Origin of the sequence: Faecalicatena sp. Marseille-Q4148 (assembly GCA_018228665.1) — a bacterium.
Taxonomy (GTDB): Bacteria; Bacillota; Clostridia; order Lachnospirales; family Lachnospiraceae; genus UBA9414.
Window position 1 is genome coordinate 1,171,398 of record CP073692.1, and the last position, 23,628, is coordinate 1,195,025.

Annotated in this window: 21 protein-coding genes; 4 read left to right on the forward strand and 17 right to left on the reverse strand. The window is 42.4% G+C overall.

Annotation, left to right across the window (positions count from 1 at the left end; genetic code table 11):
* Window positions 1–12: 12 nt before the first annotated feature.
* The 8 genes from KFE17_05605 to KFE17_05640 all read right to left on the reverse strand — a co-directional run bounded on the left by KFE17_05605 (window position 13) and on the right by KFE17_05640 (window position 8,639).
* The gene (locus KFE17_05605) at window positions 13–240 is read right to left on the reverse strand and encodes an HPr family phosphocarrier protein (protein QUO33217.1); all 228 of its coding nucleotides are present in this window, start codon (window positions 238–240) and stop codon (window positions 13–15) included.
* Window positions 241–321: 81 nt separating this feature from the next.
* Window positions 322–1,098: a TIGR03915 family putative DNA repair protein gene (locus KFE17_05610; protein QUO33629.1), complete on the reverse strand. Its 777-nt coding sequence runs from the start codon at window positions 1,096–1,098 to the stop codon at window positions 322–324.
* Window positions 1,098–2,417 carry a putative DNA modification/repair radical SAM protein gene (locus KFE17_05615; protein ID QUO33218.1) on the reverse strand — a complete coding sequence of 440 codons (1,320 nt, stop codon included), beginning with the start codon at window positions 2,415–2,417 and terminating at the stop codon, window positions 1,098–1,100. Before KFE17_05615 ends, KFE17_05610 begins: the two co-directional genes overlap by 1 nt.
* 211 nt (window positions 2,418–2,628) lie before the next feature.
* A complete protein-coding gene (locus KFE17_05620; GenBank protein ID QUO33219.1) occupies window positions 2,629–3,465 on the reverse strand; it encodes an Mrp/NBP35 family ATP-binding protein in 837 nt (278 codons plus the stop codon).
* A gap of 68 nt (window positions 3,466–3,533) precedes the next feature.
* A complete protein-coding gene (locus tag KFE17_05625; protein ID QUO33220.1) occupies window positions 3,534–4,925 on the reverse strand; it encodes an MATE family efflux transporter in 1,392 nt (463 codons plus the stop codon).
* A 6-nt stretch (window positions 4,926–4,931) separates the two neighbouring features.
* Entirely contained in the window at window positions 4,932–6,434 is a 1,503-nt protein-coding gene (locus tag KFE17_05630; protein QUO33221.1) for an AAA family ATPase, read from the reverse strand.
* Window positions 6,404–7,747: a VWA domain-containing protein gene (locus tag KFE17_05635; GenBank protein QUO33222.1), complete on the reverse strand. Its 1,344-nt coding sequence runs from the start codon at window positions 7,745–7,747 to the stop codon at window positions 6,404–6,406. The genes KFE17_05630 and KFE17_05635 overlap by 31 nt, the downstream gene beginning before the upstream one ends.
* 10 nt (window positions 7,748–7,757) lie before the next feature.
* The gene (locus tag KFE17_05640; protein ID QUO33223.1) at window positions 7,758–8,639 is read right to left on the reverse strand and encodes a leucine-rich repeat domain-containing protein; all 882 of its coding nucleotides are present in this window, start codon (window positions 8,637–8,639) and stop codon (window positions 7,758–7,760) included.
* Between the two features lie 111 nt (window positions 8,640–8,750).
* Between KFE17_05640 and KFE17_05645 the strand changes: the two genes are divergently transcribed.
* Both KFE17_05645 and KFE17_05650 read left to right on the forward strand, forming a co-directional pair.
* Window positions 8,751–10,118, forward strand: a complete 1,368-nt coding sequence (locus tag KFE17_05645; protein QUO33224.1) for a sodium-dependent transporter — start codon at window positions 8,751–8,753, stop codon at window positions 10,116–10,118.
* A 61-nt stretch (window positions 10,119–10,179) separates the two neighbouring features.
* A complete protein-coding gene (locus KFE17_05650) occupies window positions 10,180–10,557 on the forward strand; it encodes a metal-dependent transcriptional regulator (protein QUO33225.1) in 378 nt (125 codons plus the stop codon).
* 69 nt (window positions 10,558–10,626) lie between these two features.
* Here KFE17_05650 and KFE17_05655 read toward each other — a convergent pair whose 3' ends face one another.
* Both KFE17_05655 and KFE17_05660 read right to left on the reverse strand, forming a co-directional pair.
* A complete protein-coding gene (locus KFE17_05655; GenBank protein QUO33226.1) occupies window positions 10,627–11,562 on the reverse strand; it encodes a GTPase in 936 nt (311 codons plus the stop codon).
* A 10-nt stretch (window positions 11,563–11,572) separates the two neighbouring features.
* Entirely contained in the window at window positions 11,573–12,574 is a 1,002-nt protein-coding gene (locus KFE17_05660; GenBank protein ID QUO33227.1) for a GTP-binding protein, read from the reverse strand.
* Between the two features lie 253 nt (window positions 12,575–12,827).
* Here KFE17_05660 and KFE17_05665 point away from each other — a divergent pair, with 253 nt between their 5' ends.
* A complete protein-coding gene (locus tag KFE17_05665) occupies window positions 12,828–13,268 on the forward strand; it encodes a VanZ family protein (GenBank protein QUO33630.1) in 441 nt (146 codons plus the stop codon).
* 108 nt (window positions 13,269–13,376) lie between these two features.
* Here the strand turns inward: KFE17_05665 and KFE17_05670 are convergent, their stop codons facing one another.
* The 4 genes from KFE17_05670 to KFE17_05685 form a co-directional block, all read right to left on the reverse strand.
* Entirely contained in the window at window positions 13,377–13,889 is a 513-nt protein-coding gene (locus KFE17_05670) for a ferritin (protein QUO33228.1), read from the reverse strand.
* A 37-nt stretch (window positions 13,890–13,926) separates the two neighbouring features.
* Window positions 13,927–14,853: a SufD family Fe-S cluster assembly protein gene (locus KFE17_05675; protein ID QUO33229.1), complete on the reverse strand. Its 927-nt coding sequence runs from the start codon at window positions 14,851–14,853 to the stop codon at window positions 13,927–13,929.
* The gene (locus KFE17_05680) at window positions 14,853–15,587 is read right to left on the reverse strand and encodes an ATP-binding cassette domain-containing protein (GenBank protein ID QUO33631.1); all 735 of its coding nucleotides are present in this window, start codon (window positions 15,585–15,587) and stop codon (window positions 14,853–14,855) included. The genes KFE17_05675 and KFE17_05680 overlap by 1 nt, the downstream gene beginning before the upstream one ends.
* 173 nt (window positions 15,588–15,760) lie before the next feature.
* A complete protein-coding gene (locus KFE17_05685) occupies window positions 15,761–16,408 on the reverse strand; it encodes a peptidylprolyl isomerase (protein ID QUO33632.1) in 648 nt (215 codons plus the stop codon).
* A 433-nt stretch (window positions 16,409–16,841) separates the two neighbouring features.
* On the opposite strand from KFE17_05685, the gene KFE17_05690 reads away from it, so the two are divergent.
* On the forward strand, window positions 16,842–18,527 hold the full coding sequence (locus tag KFE17_05690; GenBank protein QUO33633.1) for a formate--tetrahydrofolate ligase: 1,686 nt from the start codon (window positions 16,842–16,844) through the stop codon (window positions 18,525–18,527).
* Between the two features lie 218 nt (window positions 18,528–18,745).
* Here the strand turns inward: KFE17_05690 and KFE17_05695 are convergent, their stop codons facing one another.
* From KFE17_05695 to KFE17_05705, 3 genes are all read right to left on the reverse strand, one after another.
* Window positions 18,746–20,500: an IS1182 family transposase gene (locus tag KFE17_05695; GenBank protein ID QUO33634.1), complete on the reverse strand. Its 1,755-nt coding sequence runs from the start codon at window positions 20,498–20,500 to the stop codon at window positions 18,746–18,748.
* A gap of 170 nt (window positions 20,501–20,670) precedes the next feature.
* Complete coding sequence (locus tag KFE17_05700) at window positions 20,671–22,284, reverse strand: Na+/H+ antiporter NhaC family protein (protein ID QUO33230.1); 1,614 nt, start codon at window positions 22,282–22,284, stop codon at window positions 20,671–20,673.
* A 102-nt stretch (window positions 22,285–22,386) separates the two neighbouring features.
* Window positions 22,387–23,628 (reverse strand): MFS transporter, encoded by a 1,242-nt coding sequence (locus tag KFE17_05705; GenBank protein ID QUO33231.1) that lies wholly within the window; start codon window positions 23,626–23,628, stop codon window positions 22,387–22,389.

Sequence of the window (23,628 nt, forward strand, 5' to 3'; positions counted from 1 at the left end):
CTTTTTGTTTATTTATGCCACACTGAACTTCTGAAGTGTTTCTTCAAACAGTTCATTCTTCTCACCATATCTTACAGTGAGCGTCTGATTTAAGTCTAAGCTCAATACACCCAGAATTGATTTGGCATCAATAATCACTCTGTTATAAAATACATCGACGTCAAAATCACACTGACCAGCCGCTTTAACAAATTCGTCCACGTCATTCGGTGTCAGTCTGATCCGTTTCTTGATATCCATACTGCCTGCTCCTTTCATGGCCTTTCTATTGATACGGCATTTCTTACCACCGATGTATTATCCCATGCCGGAATTGGAATGTCAACTATATTTTTCACCAAATTCTACAATGTTCTTTCGATATTTTAATGGCAAATGCTGTTGCTGCAGTCCTTGATTCCTTCGTTCCAAAATAGCAATATTCTCACAAAATCCTTTCCATAGTCGTTCATATTCTCTCTCTTCTCCTGAATACTTTCTCAGCGTTTCCTCGTCTGCCTCTGCCCCGTGAAGCAAAAACCAGTTTTTCTGACTCCGGTGTACAAGAAACATCCGGTGTGTCTCATCATAGATCATCCAGTTCTCCAATGGAAGCCTGTCTGCAAAATGATCTGCAATACATGTCAGAATCTGATTCTTTGGCTCTATTCTTGCATACAGAACATGATTCTGCAATTCCCGGAATCTGACAAATTCCAGAAAAATATGCGCTTCATTCCCCACACTGCGGCTCAATTCAAATACTTTCTCCACTCCCGGATGGCTCAAATGCGCCATAATCTTTCTGCTGTCTTGTATCCTGCGGGCTTCCTGCAGCGTTTGCCAAATTGCCGTTCCCTTTTCCTTGCTGCACGATAAAGCCGCATAATAAATGGCTCGACAGGCTTCCTGCCCAAGATGCTTTCGGATCATCTGCGTTATTGCTCGCGCCTTTCGTTCGGCGGGACAGCTTTCCACATATTCACAAAACAGCTCCTGTTCTACAAATCCTTTCAGAGCAATTCCTGCATTCTCCTGAGTTCTCCCTTCCCGCCACGCATCATAGAGCGCTGAAAATAAGCCAGTCACATTGTCTTCACAAAGATAAATCCTTTTTATCATCTCAATCCTCCTGCCGCACTATGAAATGTCACATCATCAAATAAGGTGAGCTGTCGGTAGTTCATCTCCCTAATCTCTCTTGGCAGTTTCTCTTTCGTACTGAGCAAATTCCTTGTGATCGCATCTTCTTCAAACTTTATCGGATACATCATCTTACCGGAACAGGTAATAAAATAGATTGCTCTCCTTAACACGACTCCCATCTTCTTCAAATCTTCAAACTGAATCTTTCCAAGCCTTCTCGCACGGACAATCCGTCCCGCTGACTTATAACCAATTCCCGGAACCCGCAAAAGTGCATCGTAGGGAGCCAGGTTAATCTCCAGCGGAAAGTACTCCAAATGCCTGAGCGCCCAGTCACACTTCGGATCAAACAGCGCATTGAAATTAGGATTTGATTCTGTCAGAAGTTCATCTGCCTCAAAACCATAATAGCGCAGAAGCCAGTCCGCCTGATATAATCTGTGTTCCCGCAAAAGCGGAGGACCTTCGTCACATCTCGCCGGAAGCGCCGCGTCATCATTCACATGGACAAAAGCAGAATAAAATACTCTTTTTAACTGAAACTTCCGATATAATGATTCTGCAACATGGAGAATCTGAAAATCCGTCTCCGGAGTTGCTCCGATAATCATCTGGGTACTCTGTCCCGCCGGAACAAATTCAGGGGCATGTCGAAATGCCATGAGTTCCTGACGATTCTCCTCCATCTGATTCTGCACAAGCCGCATTGGTGTCAAAATATTCTTTCGAGACTTATGCGGTGCAAGCTTTCTCAGCCCCTCTGCCGTCGGCAGTTCTAAATTCACACTCATGCGGTCTGCCAAAAAACCAGTTCTGCGGATCAGTTCCGGATCTGCTCCCGGAATCGCTTTCACATGAATATATCCTTGAAAATGATATTCTCTGCGCAATTTTAAAAGTGTTGCATAGAGCAGTTCCATCGTATGATTGGGACTTTCTATCACTCCGGAACTTAAAAACAGACCTTCAATATAGTTTCTCCGATAAAACTCTATCGTCAGACGGCATACTTCCTCCGGAGTAAACGAAGCTCGAATCACATCATTCGAAGAGCGGTTAATACAATACTTACAATCAAAAATACATTCATTCGTAAACAGAATCTTCAAAAGCGAAATACACCTTCCGTCTGCGGAAAAACTATGGCAGATCCCTGACTTCACACAATTCCCGATGCCTTTCCCATCTCCTCTGCGTTCACTTCCGCTTGAAGTACATGCCACATCATACTTGGCTGCATCAGACAGAATATTCAGCTTTTCATATATTGTCATCTTTTCCATTATCTTCATGCAAAACGCCTCTTTTCGAACATTTGTTTGTTTTATTTTAACCTGTCTGATTCAAAAAAGCAAGTGTTTTCGAACATATATTCGTTTTTTCTTTTTTTTCTGCCCAAAATAAAACATCCCCCTTCCACCAGCAATGGTAGAAAGAGGGATGTTTGCTCTTCGCTGCAGAGATTCGCTTCTCACTGCATACTCACGATATTCTGTTGGAATATTATTTCAGATATGCTTCCACTCCTGCCAGATATTCATTCTCTACCTGCCAGAACCGTTCTGCCTCCACATACTCTGCAAGTTTTGTATCGATCGGCATCTTACCAAGCACCGGAATTTCCAGTTCTTCAGCCACTTCTTCAATATGACTCTCGCCAAATACATTGATACGTTTTTTACAGTCCGGGCATTCCAGATAGCTGTAATTCTCCACAACTCCCAGCACCGGAATATCCATCTTCTTAGCCATATTATAAGCTTTCTTTACGATCATACGGACAAGATCCTGCGGAGAAGTAACAATCACTACTCCGTCTACCGGAAGAGACTGGAATACTGTCAGCGGAACGTCTCCGGTTCCCGGAGGCATATCTACAAGAAGATAATCTAATTCTCCCCAGATAACTTCTGACCAGAATTGCTTTACAACACTTGCAATAATCGGACCTCTCCAGATTACCGGATCTTCCTCGGATTCCAAAAGCAGATTCACAGACATAATCTTTGTTCCGTCTTCTGCCTCTATCGGGAAAATACCATCCTGACTTCCAACTGCTTTCCCATGAATTCCATACATCTTCGGAATCGACGGACCTGTAATATCTGCATCAAGAATTCCTACTTTATATCCCTGTTTCACAAGTACGCGGGCAATCGATGCCGTAATCATTGATTTACCGACACCGCCTTTACCGCTCACAACACCAATTACTTTTTTTACATGAGACAGTGGGTTCGCCGGCTCATGCATATCTGTTTTCTTGCTGCTGCAAGTTGCCGCATGTGCACAGCCTTCACAGCTCTCTTTGCTGCATGTATTTTTGTTTTCTTCTGCCATAATGACATACACTCCTTTATATTCTCTCAAATTTGTTATGCTTTATTATTCTATCACTCTATATCGTACTATTCAAGGGTACTCATATCTCTTGTCACGTCTTTAATCCATTTATAACCGTAAAACCGTTTCAAAGTAATCGGAAGTTTAATGATTTCATCACTCATTAAAAGCATATAGACAATCTGTACCGGGGCATGGAATACAAATGCCGCAAGTGCTCCAAGCAAAATAGAGCATCCCCACATCGTTCCAACATCCAGAGCCAGACCAAACTTTGTATCCCCTCCGGAGCGAAATACCCCAACAACCAGTGTTGTATTTAATGCCTGCGCCACTGTGAAATAAGACATTACAAAGAACATAAATGTTAGATAGCTCTGTGCTTCCGGTGTAAGAGCCATCACTGCATTGGCGATCGGAGCCGCGATCAGAATCAGACCTCCGCCAATACAGCCTGCAATCAGACTCAACTTGATAAATTTGCGTCCATATACTTTTGCATCTTCAAACCGCTGTTCTCCAATCGTTTTTCCAAGATAGATCGCCGTTGCATTGCATATTCCAAAGGCAACGACGGTCGCAAGCTGCCGCGCTACCTGTGCCACAGAATTGGCAGCCACTGCCGCACTTCCTAAATGACCGATTACCGCCGTATTTGCTGAAGAGCCAAGTCCCCACATCAGCTCATTTAACACTACCGGAAGCGAATACATGAGAAAATCTCCCATCAGAAGTTTATCTGTAGTAAAAAGATCTCTTATATGTATTTTTACAATTTTGTTTTTCACAGTTGCATACCAGAAAACAATTGCCGCTTCCACAACACGGGCCGCCAGTGTTCCTATCGCAGCACCCACGATTCCAAGCTTCGGCATACCAAACAGTCCAAAAATCAGCACTGCATTGATGAGAATGTTGACAAGTAATGAAACACTGTATACAACCGTTGCAATCACAACTTTCTCAATACTTCGCATGATATTCAGATAGATTTGCGTAAATGCCATCAGAAGATACGATACACCTACGATTCTTAAATATTTTACACCTTCCTGAATGACTTCCGGTTCAGAAGAATAAATCCGCATTAACATATCCGGAATACAAAATGCTGCCGCTGCAAAAAATAACGCCACCAGAAAGGCGATCCGAAATGCCATACCAAGTATTTTTTCAATCGTTCTGCAATCTCCCTTTCCCCAATATTGTGCTGTCAGCACCGTCGCGCCGGACGTTACCCCCATAAACACAAGCGTCATAACAAACTGGATCTGACCGGCCAGAGATGCACCTGAAAGAGCTGTCTCACCAACCAGCCCAAGCATAAATACATCCGCTGCCGTTACTCCCACGTTGATCAGGTTCTGAAGTGCCATTGGAATAATCAGCACAAGTACCTGTTTGTAGAACTGTTTCCAATTAATTCCGGAAACATCTTCTGAATAATTTTTCGCCATTTTTTCTTACTCCTTTTCACGCATTTCCTGTTCCACCTCATTCAGTTCAGAAAGGATCTCTTCTCTTGTTTCTTCAAACAGCATTCCCCGATGGTGTTTGTAATAAAGATCACAGCCATTTTCCTTAATAAACTGTATTGCATAGTAATTTGTATCAAGTTCTGTCACAAAAATTACCATCTCCTGGCTCTCTCCGAAAGCGGCTTCCAAAAATAAAAACGCATGTTCCAGTGCAGCCCCGACTGTTTTGATCGACAGTTCCCTCCTCTGCACTTCCTGTGCAAACGCCTCTTTTACATATCTTAACGCATCCTCCCCTTGAAGATGCTCTAAAAGAATGGCTTTTCCATAGCCTTCCAGTGTTGTACAGATACGTTTTGCCATCCGGTTTTCTGCCTTCGTCATCTGTTCCGCTGTTCGAAGCCCTTCGTATTTCTGTTCTGCTGCAAGAATCGTCTCCGTAAAAGCTCCTCCTGCCGCCTGAAATGACTTGAGCCAGCCAAAGAGTTCTGTCACAAAGCGGTCTGTATCATAAGCATTCCGGAACAGTTCATTTAACTTTCCAAGTAAAAGTCCAACTACACTAAGTCTCTCGTCAAAAGCTGCAAACTTCAGCCGTTCCAACGTACTATCACTGTACTGTCCTTCCAAAATCTTCTCCAGACCATAATCTTTTTTGTATTTTGCATACAATTCTAAATAATTTGCAAAATCCTTTGCAATTTTCCAATGTCGTATATACTGATACACAATTTCCCGGTCAATCGTCTTATCAAGTTTCTCATATGCCTTGATTAATTCCGATAAATCTTCCCAGCCTCGTGCCGTCACAAATCGCTTGCCATCTACCGTTGTTTCCATACGATAGAAATTTTCTTTTTTTAGCTCCAGATAAGCAAGGATTGCCGGATGGATTCCTTCCCGATAAGCATATTCCTTCCATACTTCAAAGTTTTCTTCTACATGGATCATCTTAATCCGGTCTAACGTAACAACATCAAACTCCCGAACAGATTTATTATACTCCGGCGGATTCCCGGCTGCTGCAATTACCCAGCCCTCCGGCACTTTCTGATTGCCGAATGTCTTGCACTGGAGAAACTGCAGCATTGTCGGTGCAAGTGTTTCTGAGACGCAATTAATCTCATCAATAAACAAAATTCCCTCCCGTATTCCGGTCTGCTCCATCTTCTCATATACGGCTGCAATAATCTCACTCATCGTATATTCTGTAACTGAATAAGCTTGTCCACCGTACATTTTTTCTTTAATAAACGGCAGCCCCACCGCACTCTGTCTTGTATGATGTGTAATTGTGTAAGCCACAAGATTAATCCCGCACTCTCTGGCAATCTGCTCCATAATCTGTGTCTTTCCGATTCCTGGCGGGCCCATCAGAAGCACAGGTCGCTGCCGGATCGATGAGATGGCATATTCTCCATCCTCATCTTTCATCAGATACGCTTCCACCGCATCTTTTATTTCCTGTTTTGCACGCTTGATGTCCATAACTTTTCTTCCTCCTGCTCTTTCACATCTTCTTCCTCGATTACAAGCTTCATCGCCCAGGGCGGTACATCCACATCTTTATAGTCCTTCTGCATAAATACAAACGCAGTATCATAGGGTGGTTTTTTCTCCGGATAGCTTCCCTGTCCATCCGTAAAATAAAGCACACCTCTAAGCTGTTCAAATTCTCCGCGTTCCAAAAGTTCTGCAATATATTCAAATGCCGGACGGAAATCTGTTCCGCCTCCGCCTTTCATTTCCAGATGTTCCATATAGGCTTTTAGTTCTTTTTCTTCAGTAATTCTAATATCTTCCTGTACCCTTTCATCGCATTGGATAATGTGGATCTTCACTTTCCGGAAGAAGCTTTCCTGTTCACACAAAATGCTGTACGTCTCCTCCAGAAAATTCCTGACCAGCTCCCCGGAACAGGACATGGAGGTATCAACCACGATCACAAACTCTTCCACCTTTTTTACTTCTTTCCACTCTTGTGGTTCAATCAGCGGAAGATTTCCATAAAATCTCAATCCATAACTGTAAAAAGTATAATCAAATGAATCTGCATCTACACCAATTTCTTCCCGAAACACTGAAAATTTTCTCAAAAATTCCCGATAATCATATCGTTCTCTATTTTCAATCTGCATCTGTTCCAGCAAATCTCCTGCATCTTGAGTACTTTCTTTCGCAAAGGTCTCCATCTCTGTCTGCATCTGCTCACTCACATCTTCCCAGCGATTCTGAATTTCCGTTTTTCGCTTCGGATCTTCACTGTTTTCCCAGAAACAGTGATCGTCCACAGTAAATTCTTTCTGAAGCTTCTGAAATTCTATTTCTGTCAAGTTCATGTGTTCTAATTCCCGATACACCTTTTCCGCTGTAAGAACCCGCATCTTCTGCTCCATCTGCCGGTAGGTTTCTCTCCTAAGAGGCGACCGCCCCCGCCGCACATTTCTCAGATCCAGGCTGTCAATAACCGACTCAATGACAATATCACAGGCAAGTGAAAACAATTCTTTCTCACGGCTTCCTTTTTTCAGCATATGCCGGAAAATACAGTGCAGTACCATATGGAGATACAGCCGGTTTACCTCTATCCGGTCTTCCCGATACAAACCGCCCAGATCTCTGACATTAAAGTAAATAAAAAGTCCGTCTGTACCGGCTGTTTTCACTTCGTTATCCATTTGAAAAACAAATCCGGATAACGCCACATCGAGAAATCTCATCCGGACATAGAGTTCATTTCCGGCCGCCCTTAAAATTCTGCATCCAATTTCATAGAGACGCCCATTCTCCAATTCTTTCATCTATCCTCTCCTACCATTCAAATAACTTTGGCTTTGCTTTGTATCTTTTATGTTTTTCTTCCATTAAAAAGCTGACAAATTCTGTCTTTCTTTTCTCTGCCGCAAAATCTAGCGCAGCATTTAGTCCTTCTTCCGTCCATAGATTACTTTCTGTTAAATAAAAAATTCCCTTCTCCCACTCTCGAACGATCAAAAATGCTGCCGCCTCCTTCACATTTGCTCTGACATATTCTTCGTACCGTTCTTTCGCCTCCTCTGAAAGCTGGTACGGAAACAGCAAACGCGAAAATACAAGTTCAAATACAGTTTCTTTCTCCTCTCTTGCTCTGGCATAAACAAACATCTCATCATATCTTTTGTAATCTACTTCCTTATTATATATGCATTGTCGATAATTTCCTCCCGATCCGTGGTATTCTGTCATGACAATCCTTGCCGGAGTATTCTCCACCGCTTCTTCATAATGTTCCGGAAAAATCAGTCTGGCCGTTTCTTCCTTCCCGTTTGTGTGATACCGAAGTGTTACCGAAAGACAAAATCGGTTTTCTGCAACAATATCCCGCAGACAGCATTTCCGCCCATGATAAAGATCTACTTCAATCTCCCGAATGCGGCATCCGGTAAACACTCCTCCCCCAATATCCTGAAGTGTATCCGTCAAAACTATCTTCTGAAGATTTGCACATCCATAAAGAGCATATCTTCCGATTCGTCTGACCGTATCCGGCAAAATCACTTCTCTTAGATCTTTTCCATGTTCCGAAAATGTATATGGACCAAGCGCTGTAACACTGCGTCCCTCTATGTTCTCCGGAACTATGACAGCACTTCCACTTCCGACATATTTTACTATTTCTGCCTTATCTTGATCTATTTTAACCTCAAATACCATACAATTTTCTCCATTCGCGTTTTACCACATTAGTATATCATTTTAGTACTTGACTGAAAAGAGGAAGAAATTTATACTTAAACACAATGGATATGTAAAGGAGAGAGAGTTATGAAACGAGAAAAACTAAGTTCCCGTCTGGGATTTATCCTGCTTTCTGCCGGCTGTGCGATCGGCATTGGCAATGTCTGGAAATTCCCATTTATTACCGGACAGTACGGGGGCGGTGCTTTTGTGCTGATCTATATTTTCTTTTTAGTCGTACTGGGACTTCCTGTAATGACAATGGAATTTGCAGTTGGACGCGCCAGCCAGAAAAGCCCGGTCAGAGCATACAATGCCTTAGAAAAACCCGGGCAGAAATGGCATCTTCACGGCTATGTGGCAATGGCCGGAAACTATATTTTAATGATGCTCTATACCACTGTCTGTGGCTGGATGCTCTATTATTTCTATCAGACAGTCACCGGTAAATTTGTCGGGGCATCAACCGAAACAGTCAATACGATTTTTTCTGACATGCTTGCCAGTCCTGCCGCTATGGGTGGGTTAATGATGGCAGTTGTCATTATCGGCTTTTTTATCTGTTCCATCGGACTTCAAAAAGGACTGGAACGCATTACGAAATTTATGATGATCGCATTGCTGATCGTTATGGTTGCCCTTGCCATCAACAGTATTTTCATGGATGGCGGTTCTGAAGGTCTTGCCTTCTATCTGAAACCGGACTTCAAACGTATGGCTGCGATTGGTATTGTAGATACTGTTGTTGCTGCTATGAATCAGGCTTTCTTTACTTTAAGTCTTGGTATTGGTGCAATGGCTATCTTTGGCAGCTACATCGGCAAAGAGCACTCCCTGTTAGGAGAAGCAGTAAATGTAGCTGTTCTTGATACTTTTGTTGCAATCACAGCAGGTCTGATCATCTTCCCGGCATGCTTTGCCTTTGATGTGGCACCGGACAGCGGTCCAAGTCTGATTTTTATTACATTGCCTAATGTATTTAACCATATTCCTCTTGGACGTCTCTGGGGAAGCCTGTTCTTTGTTTTCATGGCATTTGCCGCTTTTTCAACAGTGCTTGCCGTATTTGAAAATATTTTATCCTGTACAATGGATCTGACTGGTTGGAGCCGCCGCAAAGCCTCTGTCATCAATGCAATTGCGATCATTATTTTATCATGGCCTTGCGTACTCGGCTATAATCTCTGGTCCGGTTTCCAGCCATTTGGTCCTGGAAGCGCTGTGCTTGATCTGGAAGATTTCGTTGTCAGCAACGTCCTTCTTCCGCTTGGCTCACTTGTCTATCTGCTCTTCTGTGTCAGCCGCTATGGTTGGGGATGGAAGAATTACTGTCAGGAAGCCAACACCGGCAAAGGTCTCAAGATCCAAAACTGGATGAGAGTCTATATTACTTATATCCTGCCGATTATGATCCTTTGTATCTTCCTCATTGGAATCAAAGATAAATTCTTCTAAGTTTGACTTTCACTGAATCTATGATATGATTAATGTATCAAGCAATACGAGGTGTGTAGTGATGAAGATTCAAGAATCTGCTGAAAATTATCTGGAAACTATATTAATCCTGTCTCTAAAGAAAAGTTATGTGCGTTCTATTGATATTGCAAATGAACTCGGCTTCTCAAAACCAAGCGTCAGCGTGGCAATGAAGAATCTAAGAGAAAACCATTACATCACGGTGGCTTCTGACGGCAATATCTCACTGACAGATGCCGGAAGAACCATTGCGGAAACAATCTATGAACGTCATACATTTCTGTCTTCCTGGCTGACACAGCTTGGTGTGCCTTCCGAAATCGCTTCGGAGGATGCCTGCCGGATTGAACACGTCATCAGTTCAGAAAGTTTTGAGGCATTGAAAAAGCATGTTTCCATGCATACAGATAAGCTATAATAATAACCCGCTGCTCAGAATAAAGACATCTGAATCAGCGGGTTGTTTTTTATTTATCAGTAACATTTTCTAGTAAAATGTTACTACATCATTCTTTGGCCGGTACGCCAGTTCAATCTCATCAAGTTCCAGCATCGGCGCTTCTCCATCTCTTGTCATGACTGTCTCATAGGTGACAGTCACTGTTACCCAGGAGCGTTTTTCATATGGGATTTCTTCCCTGCATTTACACAAAAATCCGAGAAACTTAATGTCTTCCTCACAGCATGTCATCACAAAACGTCCCGGCACAAATTCATTCTGTGCCAGTTTTTTCCCTTTGTATACCTGTGCAAGAAAACGGATTTTCTTTCCGCGATAGTGTTCCGGATGCTCCAGCGCATCAATATACCAGAGTCCGTAATCAATATCATCCACTTCAATCAGATCTTTCGTAATATCAAATGGAAGCGCTTCTTCTCCCTGCTCAAACGCTTCTCCGTTCTCACGCTCAAATACAATCTGTGCTTTCGCATTCATAACCTTAATACTGCGCCGGATCTTAGCCCAGTCTGTCTCATCGGTACAGCGATTCACAATTACCAGGTCTGATTGAAATACCTGTTCTAAAAACATCGTTCTCATATTTGTCAGATATAATTCTGCTGTCGTGGCATCTACGGTTGAATAAATCCCGGTAATCATCCAGCCTTGCGGCATCTCTGTCTCCAGAATTGTACTCATCTCCCATGTTCCATTATACTCAATCAGTACATGATCCGGATGATAATTGCGCCAGATTCCCATAAGAAACTCCTTGTTAAACTGTTCTTCTTCCTCCAACACAAGCGGAATGATATTTGCCTTTTTCAGAAGCGCCGGATCGAACGCTTCTTCTCCTTCTTCACAGAGGATAAGCACTGTCTGACGATACTCATCAAAATCCGAATGTTCCACCGCATCGATTATAAGAGACGTCTTTCCGCTATCTAAAAATCCGGTAAAAATATCTACTGCTGTCTCCATATCTTCTCTCCTACAGTCTGTCCAGTGCTTCTTCATTCAGCTTTGTTCCGATCACACAGATCTTTCCTGTGTAGTCCGGATGTCCGTCCCGGATTTCATACTCCTGCGGTACATAATCAAATTCAATCCAATTTCCTTCCGTTCCCTGAACAATTCCTTTTGCCCGCAGCACCTCTCCATATGCTTCTGTCTCAGAAAATGCCTTCAGCAAAGTCTCCACTTCTTCTTTTGTATATTTCTTTACAGTCTCTCTTCCCCAACTTGTAAACACTTCATCCGCATGGTGGTGGTGATGCTCATGGCAGCCACAGCTCTCTTCATGGTCATGGTGATGCTCGTGGCAACTGCAGCCTTCTTCATGGGCATGGTGATGCTCGTGGCAGTTACATTCTTCTGAAATCAGATTCGCTGCATCTTTTGAGTGTTCCAGTGCCTGACGGATTACTTCTCCATTCAACTGATCCCACGGTGTTGTAATCAGTGTTGCTGTCTGATTCTCTTTTCGAATCTGCTCCACACACGTCTGTAATTTCTCTTCCGTCATCATTTGTGTACGACTCAAAACAATTGTTGTTGCATGTTCAATCTGATTATTATAAAATTCTCCGAAATTCTTCATGTAAAGCTTTGCTTTTTTTCCATCTACAACAGTAATACGACTGTTCAGCACAATTTCTGCCTGCTCGCGAACGGCTTCTACCGCCTTTGCCACATCGGATAATTTGCCGACTCCGGATGGTTCAATGAGAATCCGATCCGGATGATATTCTTCTACAACTTTCTTCAGTGCTGTGCTAAAATCTCCTACAAGTGTACAGCAAATACATCCTGAATTCATTTCCGTAATCTCAATTCCGGCTTCCTTCAAAAAACCTCCGTCGATCCCAATCTCTCCAAACTCATTCTCAATCAGTACGATCTTCTCTCCCTGAAATACACTTGAGACGAGCTGTTTGATAAATGTTGTTTTCCCAGCTCCTAAAAATCCTGAAATAATATCAACTTTTGTCATGTAAATCCTTCTTTCTTTGTTCTCTGCACTGCCATATATTATACCATTTTTTTCACATTTGAACAGTACCAAATCCATCTCCGGATTTTCTGCGTTTCCCCTGAAACTTCCGCTTTCTCTCCTTCTGATTTTGACAAACACGCTTTCAGCCGCTATAATAAAATTCGATTGTAAGGAGGTGCGACAATTGAACTCATTGATTTCAAATAAACGTATGCTATTTTGTCTTCTTTCATTTCTTCCGGCTCTGGCAATGATGTGTCTGATCTTCTCATTTTCTGCCCAGACCGGTGAAGCGTCCGGCAGTCTCAGCAGCAAGATCAGCCACATGGCAGTCAATGTCGGCAATCAGGTACTTCATCTGGAGCTCACGGAATCTGAAATCGAATCTTATGCCGAATATCTGGAACATCCGATACGGAAACTTGCCCATATGACAGAGTATTTTATCCTGACGCTTCTTGTCCTTTTCCCACTTTTCGTCTGTGGGCTCAGGGGACGGGCACTGATTCTCACTGCGCTCATCTTCTGTGTCTGTTTCGCTGCAACTGATGAATTTCATCAGTCTTTTGTTGCCGGGCGGGGACCATCAGTAAAAGATGTGGGGATTGACAGCATTGGTGTCTGCGCTGCCTCCCTTCTTTATTGGATAGCAACATTCTTCCACCGGAAACATCATACCTTCGCTGATTAAAAATATACCCGCATCACAGAGCCTTGAATCATTGCTTCTCTGCGTGCGGGTATATTAATTTTATAGCTTTATCAAAGCGTCTTACAGCCGTTCTCTTCTTTCTTCAAATTACAGCACAAGTGACGGTGCGCTGTATACACGAGCTTTCAGTTCACTGTTCAGCATATACAGACTCTTCGGATCGGAACCGAACATTTCCATCTTCGTAATCAGCTCATTTGCATTTGTCTCTTCTTCTCCCTGCTCTTTGATGAACCAGTCAAGGAACTGCATCGTACGGAAATCTTTCACTTCGTATGCTGCTGCATAAATATTGTTGATCAAAGATGTCACATATTCTTCATGCTCTAATCCGGCTTTCAACGGTCCCATGTTGCAGGAAAATACTTTATCCGGCTTATCAATTGCTTCTAAAGTTACTTTCGCATTATTATTTTGTAAATACTGATAGAACAGCATTGCATGATCTCTTTCTTCCTGCGCCTGAATCTTATACCAGTTTGCAAATCCATCTAAGCCCTTTGTCTCATAATAATTTGCAAAATCAAGATACAGATATGCTGAATAGAATTCTTTGTTTACCTGTGTGTTCAATAATTCTGCTACTTTTGCATTTAACATGTCAACTTCCTCCACTTTCCTTCATTTGTATTTATTGCTAATTTAAGAAGTTATCAATAATAACTGCCTCTGCCTCCTCCTCATTCAATCCGAATGTACGAAGCTTGATCAGCTGTTCATTATTGATTCTTCCAATGGCTGCTTCATGCACGATCTGAGCGTCTACATGGTGAGCATCAATCTCCGGAATTGAGCATACATTTGCCTGTTCCATGATGATAGAATCACACTGAATATGGGCATGACAGCTTGTGTTTCCGATTGCCTTCGGATGAAAAATCTGCCGGGAACTTCCCTTCGCCACAGATCTTGAAATCACCTGCGCGGAACTTCCTTCTCCGTTCAAGACAATTGCCATATTCGACTCCGCACTCTGCTCATCGTGTGTCATTAATTTCTCTGTTACATAAATTCTGCTGTTGGCGCCAACTTCTACTTCCGTCTCACGGATAGTAGAATCCACTCCTTTAATCTGTACGGTATCAAGATTAAAAACAGAATTTTCTTTCATATAAATCTTTGTAACCGGATTCAAAATACGACCGCCGGTTCCGCTTCCTTCTCCGTAATGCTTCTCTTCATAAGTGACATTGCAATTGCTTCCGATGTGAAATGCATGGATTCCGTCATGTCTTGTATCATTGCAGCCGCTGTTATGGATTCCGCAGCCGGCGATGATTGTAACATTTGCACCATCTTCTACATAAAAATCATTGTAAACAACATCTGTAATGCCTGATTGCGATACTACAACCGGAATGTGTACAAACTCATTCTGAGCATCCTTGCTGATAAAAATATCGATGCCTTCCCGATCCGTTTTCTTCTTAATCTTTATATGTTCACTGTCACCCTGACAGACAGAATAACCGTTCTCCCGCAGATTGAATGCACCTTTCTGTTCAAATCCTGCCGGATCAATCTGTGCCAGCACTTCGCTTGTGATCTGATTCAACTCTGCCATTAGAACTCACCTCCTGTACGGATACATGCTTTTGACTGGATCGCATCAAATGCCAGTGTATCAAGCACTTCTTCCCTCGGTCCGCAGATTTCTACCTGACCGTCCCGGATCACCATGATCCGGTCTGCCATCTGAATGATCCGTTCCTGATGCGAAATCAAAAGCAGACTTTCTCTCTTACTCTTATGGATCTTTTCAAATTCTTTGACAAGCATGGAAAAACTCCAGAGATCAATTCCTGCCTCCGGCTCATCAAAAATACAGATGTTATGTTTCTTCGCAAGAACAGATGCAATCTCGATCCGCTTCATTTCACCGCCTGACAGTGTTGCGTCAATTTCCCTGTGAATATATTCCTGAGCACAAAGCCCTACATTGCTTAACAGTTCACAGCATCTCTTTCCGGCAAGAGGCTCTCCTGCCGCCAGATTCAGCAGCCGTTCTACCGTCATCCCCTTAAAACGCGGCGGCTGTTGAAATGCAAATCCAATTCCTGCATTCGCTCTCTGATCGATACTCATCTCAGACAGATCTTGTCCATCCAATAGAATCTTTCCTTTTGTCGCCGGGTAAATTCCCATCAGCAATTTAGCAATCGTAGATTTTCCTCCGCCATTCGGTCCGGTAATGACAAGCATCTCTCCGTCATTTACATGGAAATTTACATCTTTTAAGATGGACTGTGTTTTCCCCTCTTCCGTCACATCATATGATAAATGCTCTACCTTCAGCATAACAATTCTCATCTTCTTTCTCTTACTCATTTTTCACATAAGCTACACAAGCATATGGACTCTTGTATACACTATTTCTTATTATAAAACGAAAACGGCATTTTCTCAACTTGAAAATACCGTTTTCCTGCACTTTTCTTTGTATTTTTTTCCATACTGACCGGCGCTTCTTCCTAGTCAGTCACATTTATGCTCTCGATTACCGGCTGTGTACCGTCTTTTACCGTTCCATTCTGATCCACTACGACTGCATTCTCACAAATATCATCTACAATATCCATTCCTTCTGTCACAGTGCCAAATGCAGCATAATCCCCATCGAGAAACGTACTGTCCTCATGGACAATAAAGAACTGAGAGCTTCCGCTGTCCGGATCCTGCGCTCTCGCCATCGAAATCGTTCCCCGTTTATGAGAGATTGGATTTTCTACTCCATTAGATGCAAACTCTCCTTTGATCGTCTCGTCTGATCCTCCGGTACCATTGCCCGCAGGATCTCCTCCCTGCATCATAAATCCTTCCATAATCCGATGAAACGTCAGCCCGTCATAAAAACCGTCCTTCGCCAGATTGACAAAATTCGTTACCGTAATCGGCGCGCTGTCTGCATCCAGTTCAACTTTAATCGTTCCATGATCTTTTATGACAATCTCTGCATGGTGTTTTCCCGACAAGAGATCTTTCTCCTGAGTCTGTGACGCTTCTTTGCTCTCCGTGCTTCCTTCCGATGCCGTTTCGGATGCTTTCTTTTCTCCACATCCGGCAAGAGATACTGCTCCCAACACCAACACTGCCATGGAAACTGCAGCGCTTTTTTTCATAAAGTTCTTTATCTTCATCTGTTTCATACGTCATATCCGCTCCTGTTCTTTTTTATTCTTGTGTATCCTTGCGGTACACGGTGCTATTATACACGTTTTGACCTGAAAAATCAAAATCTATTCAAAGAAATTAAAAATGCTTGTTGAAATTCCACTCTGTTTATGTTACGATTGCCTTAACCGAAAGAGTTTTGCCGACTGACGGATATGTGGAAAACCACAGGGGAAGCAGAACTTTGAAAAGCCGACCGTCTGGGCAGTATATGTGTTATTCGCATATGCTGCCTGTTTTATTTTCAATCTTTTGTCTGCATCTGCATATTTCTTTTTGCACTTCAGGCAGATGAAACTATTGCAGGCACAAGCGAATGCACGGCGGTGTTTCAACAGAAACTTATCTATGAAATTAGACGTAATGAAGGGAGATTCTGAGATGGGATACAAATCAGACATTGAAATCGCACAGGAATGTGCTATGGCACCAATTACAGAAATCGCTGCAAAAGCAGGCATTGAGGACAAGTACCTGGAACAGTACGGAAAATACAAAGCAAAGATCGACTACAACCTGTTAAAGGAAAGTGATCGTCCAAATGGTAAATTAATTCTTGTAACTGCAATCAATCCGACTCCTGCCGGAGAAGGAAAGACAACGACTACAATCGGACTTGCAGACGGACTTCAAAAACTTGGCAAGAATGTTATGGTCGCACTTCGCGAACCTTCTCTCGGACCGGTCTTTGGCGTCAAAGGCGGTGCAGCGGGCGGCGGATATGCCCAGGTAGTGCCAATGGAAGATATCAACCTCCATTTTACAGGTGATTTCCATGCGATCGGAGCTGCCAACAATCTTCTTGCTGCAATGATCGACAATCATATTTATCAGGGAAACGAGCTGAACATTGATCCACGCAAGATTACATGGAAACGCTGCGTTGATATGAATGACCGTCAGCTCCGCTATGTAGTAGACGGACTGGGCGGTAAGCCAAACGGAACTCCGCGTGAAGACGGTTACGATATCACAGTTGCTTCTGAGATTATGGCAGTTTTATGTCTCGCAAAAGATATCACAGATTTAAAAGAACGTTTATCACGCATCATTGTTGGTTACACATACGGAAAGATCGCAGATCAGAAGCCGGTTACAGCAGGCGATCTTCATGCCGAAGGTGCAATGGCTGCTCTTCTGAAAGATGCACTGAAACCAAACCTTGTTCAGACACTGGAACATGTGCCTGCTATCGTTCACGGCGGACCATTTGCCAATATTGCACATGGCTGTAACTCTGTCACAGCTACAAAAATGGCTATGAAGCTTGCCGATTACGCTATTACAGAAGCTGGATTCGGCGCTGACCTCGGAGCCGAGAAATTCCTCGACATCAAATGCCGTATGGCAGATTTAAAACCGGACGCAGTTGTCATCGTTGCTACTGTTCGCGCATTAAAATATAACGGCGGCGTTCCGAAAGCAGATTTGAACAGCGAGAACCTGGAAGCGCTTGAAAAAGGTCTTCCAAACCTGCTGAAGCATGTACACAATATTAAAGATGTCTTCCATCTTCCATGTGTTGTTGCAATCAATGCATTCCCAACAGATACAAAAGCAGAACTGGATCTTGTAGAAGCAAAATGCAAAGAACTCGGTGTTAATGTTGCACTTTCAGAAGTATGGGCAAAAGGCGGCGAAGGCGGCACACGGCTGGCAGAAGAAGTACTTCGTCTGACAGAAGAACCGAATGATTTTACATTTGCATATGAACTTGATGGCAGCATTGAAGATAAATTAAATCAGATCGTTCAGAAAATTTACGGCGGAAAACAGGTTGTCCTTACTGCCGCTGCAAAGAAACAGGCAAAAGAACTGGAAGGACTTGGTTTTGGCAACTGCCCGATCTGCGTTGCTAAGACACAGTACAGTTTGACAGACGATCAGACAAAGCTTGGCGCACCAACAGATTTTGAAGTTACTGTCAGAAACTTAAAGATTTCTGCCGGCGCCGGATTCATTGTCGCTCTGACTGGAGAGATTATGACAATGCCTGGACTTCCAAAAGTTCCGGCAGCTGAGCGCATCGATGTAGATGAAACCGGAAAAATTACCGGACTATTCTAAAAGATATTAAAAACTATGTAAAAAAAAATTCCACATATCAAAAAAGGGGCTGTCGGTTAATACCGATTTTTAGGCTCTAAATCTCAAAATACGAATCTCCTTTAGAAATCAGTGTTTTTCGCACCTGATCTTCTATGAGAGATTCGTATTTTGTCTTTTTCGTATGTATTTTTGGGCACAAAAACCCCTCAACCTGCATATTTAAACGTACACATTTTCTAAGCAACTGTTTCTTCGATTTTTTTCTCAAATTTTTGGATTTTTTCATGAAGAAAACGATGGTATTTATTTATATTTCTTCCAATCGCATACAGCATGAATTCTTTATATACTTTTTCGGATGTCCGGTAATTGAATCGGCGGAAACTGTCATTTTCTTTAATGTCTCCAAAATGTCCCTCTGTCTGGATGGAACGAATCTGACGATTTAAGATCCCTTTCTCACTCTGGATGTTTTTATGGGATTCTTCTTTCAAAGCTTCCCATTGTTCGTTGATCTTCATCACTTTATTTTTCTCTCTATCTTTTTCGGCATCATATTTATAGAGACATTTTGCTTTATGTTCACAACCACTGCAGTCTGCACATCCATACACTTCAAAGGTTTGTGTATAACCAGTCTGTGCTTTTGTTTCTGTTCGGATATGATGCAATTCTCTTCCGTCATGGCAAATATAATACAACTCATCTTCAAATATCTGCGTTTTCATGTTGTAATACTTTCCGATTTCTTCTGTATACGCACGTGTTTTCCGTTTTTCATGATCCTGCAGCTTGATATAGCTGGAGATTTTATGTTCTTTTAAGTACAGTAGGTTTCTTTCGCTGCAATACCCGCTATCTGCTGTCACTTCCTCAAGAATATCCCCAAATGCTTTTTGATGTTTTTCCAAAACCGGAATCAACGTATTATAATCTGTCCGATCATTGCTGACATAAGTCTGGACAATGAAATAATTCTCTACTGCAATCTGAACATTATATGCCGCTTTTAATTGCCCGTTCAGCATATGATCCTCTTTCATCCGCATAAAAGTAGCTTCCAGATCTGTTTTGGAATAACTGTTTCTGTCTGTTCCCATGATCTCAAAACACTCTTTATATCCCATAAGACGTTCACCACAGGCTTCCAATTCTTCGTAAAGCTGCTGGATTTCCGATTTTCTTTTTCCTTTTCCATAAACAAATGTAATCTGTTCCTGTTCTGCTATCTGTATCAGATTTTTTTGGAGCTTCAGTATCTCCAACGGAGAACAATTGTCAATCTCTATGATTGTATTATTGGATAACTTTTTATGTTTTGTCAGTTTTCTTTTTCGGTTCTTTTCAATGACATCCCGTACTTTCTCCATTCCTTCGATCACGAACATATGTGCATGGGGAATGTCATATTTGATGCCATACTCATTTTCATCAATCAAAACGTTATACTTTTGATACAATAAATCAATAGTATCCAGTAGTCCTGCAAGATGATAATTGATTGTTCCTCTCCAGACAAACGTATAACGGTTCGCATTGGCTTCTATTTTTGTACCGTCAATAAAAAGATTTTTTAGTGTGATGAATCCTTCTTTTTGCAGGCGACGAAGAAACTGATAATTCAGCTCATCCAGTACATCAGCGGTCAGTTTCTTATTCTTGAAGTCATAAAAAGCATCCCGTTTCGGCTTCTGACCTTTCGTAAGCCAGATAAAGGCGAGATCTCTTTCACATAATTCTACAATACGGTCAACAGCTCTTATCCCACGCATGTTTGCGTAAGTAACTACAGCATACATCATGATTGGGTTGTACCCGGTTCTTCCCTTATCAGAACAATTGGCTAATAAGCCAGAAAAATCTAACTCCTCCATCACTTTTTTCAGGGTATAGACTGGATCGTCGTCTGGTAAACACAATTCGAAGAAACTGAAGTTAATTTTCTGTTGCCCTAATTCAAAAAAATCGTTATAATAGTCTTTGTTTAGCATAGTTCCATTATAACATGGAACGGAGAAAATGATGGTTGTCGTTAGCCATCTTTTTCTCTTTTTATGGAAAAGTTTCAGGGGCAGGTTTGACTCATACAAGTCAAATCTGCCCCTGTTTGGAACTATCATTTCCCGACAGCCCCTTTTTTTATTTTTTCATAAATTTTTCTTTAGTTCTGCTGCTTCTTCTGATATTTCTTCATTACAAGCAGTACCACTCCAAGCAGCACGATTCCAAACGGAAGTGAAATCCATGCAGACTGGGTAAAGCCTGCCACAATATAAGAAACAAAAGATACTGCCGCAACTGTAAGCGCATATGGAAGCTGTGTCGCAACATGACTGACGTGATCACACTGTGCCCCTGCCGATGCCATAATCGTTGTATCGGAAATCGGTGAACAGTGATCTCCGCAGACCGCTCCTGCCATACATGCAGAAATTGCAATGATCATCAAAGTAGGATTGCTCTGTTCGAATACTTTTACAACAATCGGAATCAAAATTCCGAATGTTCCCCATGAAGTCCCTGTGGCAAATGCAAGGAAACATCCTACTAAGAAAATGATTGCCGGAAGCAGATTCATCAGCCCTTCCGCACAAGATTCCATTGCTGTAGCTACAAACACGTCTGCTCCCAGCTGATCTGTCATTGCTTTCAATGTCCATGCAAAAGTTAAAATGAGAATCGCCGGTACCATAGACTGAAATCCTTCCGGAACACATTCCATACATTCCCGGAATTTCAAAGCCCGGCGCAGCAGATAGTACACAATCGTAATCACAAGTCCGAAAAAGCTTCCCATTGCCAGACCGCTCGGCGCATCACTCTGAGAAAATGCCTCTACGAAGCCTGCACCGCTAAAGAACTCGCCGGTATAGAGCATTCCTGTTACGCAGCAGACGATCAGCGCAAGAATTGGGAAGACAAGATCAAGCACTCGTCCATTTGGCTTTTCCTTCACATCTTCTGTTCCATTTACCCGCTTTCCCGCTGTAAAAAGATCGCCATTCTTTGCATTTTTTTCATACAGCTTCATAGAACCATAATCCATTTTCAGATATACGATTCCAAGCATCATGATAATCGTCAGCAAAGCATAGAAATTATACGGAATTGCCCGGACGAAAATACTAAGTCCGTCTTCTCCTTCTACAAATCCGGCTACCGCTGCTGCCCAGGAAGAAATTGGTGCAATGATACAGATCGGAGCTGCTGTAGAATCAATCAGATACGCAAGCTTTGCTCTGGATATTTTATGTTTATCTGTTACCGGACGCATAACGCTTCCTACTGTCAGGCAATTAAAGTAATCATCGATAAAAATGAGTATTCCAAGACCGATCGTAGCAAGCTGAGCCCCTGCTCTTGACTTAATATGCTCTCCGGCCCATTTTCCGAACGCCGCGGAACCTCCTGCTTTATTCATCATAGACACCATGATTCCTAAGATAACAAGAAACATAATGATTCCGATGTTTCCTTCATCAGATAATACAGAAATAAATCCCCCTTTAAAAACCGACTCCACCGTTTTCACCGGATGAAAATCTGTTCCAAGCAAGGCGCCGACTACAATACCGACTAATAAAGAACTGTATACTTCTTTCGTAATCAGAGCAAGACCAATGGCAACAATCGGCGGCACAAGCGCCCATGCCGTGGCATACATAGAAGAAAGCGGCGCTTCTGTCTCTGCTGCAAATACCGTCATGGAAGATAATACGGTCAGCAGCAGAACAATGCCCGCTCTCGTTAAGAGCTTTTGTCTCCTTAAATTCATAATAGTTTCATTCCTTTCAACATAATCCACAATATTATTTCATTAATTCTGACAAAAGTCAACATACATTTTTATGCAATTTTTATTCTATTACCTGCAATTTTATTCAAACTTCTTCTTATGCAGCAGGAAGCAAATCAGCATCGCTGCCGCTGTCATAATAAGCCAGCCCAAAATCGTTCTGTTCCATCCGGAGGACTCTACCATAATTCCAATAGTAAATGTGGAAATAGCTGTTCCAAGATATGCCATTGAATTCAAAAATCCGGATACCGTGGCCGCTCTTCCCATTTTAACAAAATGAAGTGGAAGCAGATTCACAACTAATGTATTTACCGCCATCATGGACGCCGTAATAATTCCAAGCAGCACCACAGTCACAACTACCGACACATCTCCAAATTTCCACAAACCAGCTAATGCAGCTGTCGCAATCACAAAGAAAAATGCGACGGTTCTGATCTCCTGCTTCCGGAAAAACTTCTGATACATGAATTGTGCTGCGTACGCCCCCGTTAAATTTACAATCGGAAGCACTGTCGTAATCAGAATCGAAAAAGACGGCGATGTATGAAATACCTCCTGAATATAGGTCGGTACCCAGGAAGTTACTCCGTCTTTGAGTACCCCATGTACGATAACCGGGATTAAAATCATAAACAATCCGGAACCGATCAGCACTTTTGAAAATGGAACCGAAGTTTCTGTTCCGGCTCTTCCTGCTTCATCCTTATGTGGCTCTCCATGTTCACTGGCATACTGTTCCACTGCACGAAACCGGATCTGAAAAACCACTGCTACTGTACACATCACTGTCGCCGCTGCAAAAAATACTGCCCGCCATCCAAATACTTCCAGCATAATTGCCGACAGCAGGTAAGATGTCAGCGTTCCCAGCGCCATCGTAGATGTAATATGAATGCTGTAACGCACTCTCGCTGCTTCATTTAACATTTCTGCAAAGATCCGAAGAATCGGTGGCCAGATCATTGATTGAAGAAACCCATTGGCACACCAAAAAACCGCCATCGTTCCAAAGCTGTTCATAAATCCCATAACAATATTCATAACGCCTGCCAGAAACAGCCCTGTAAATATCATTTTGCGCGGATGCATCTTATCTCCGAGAAATCCGTTGATCAACTGTCCGATGCCATACGCAAAAAAATACGCCATACTGATAAAGCCTGCCTGAGATTTGTCCAGAACAGAAAGACGGAGCATTTCCGGCATGGCTGAAGAATAATTCAGTCTGCCGATGTACGATGTAAAATACGCTGCCCAGCACAGTGCAAACAGAACAAACGCCATATGTTTATCATTGATTTTATTGAATTTTTTCAC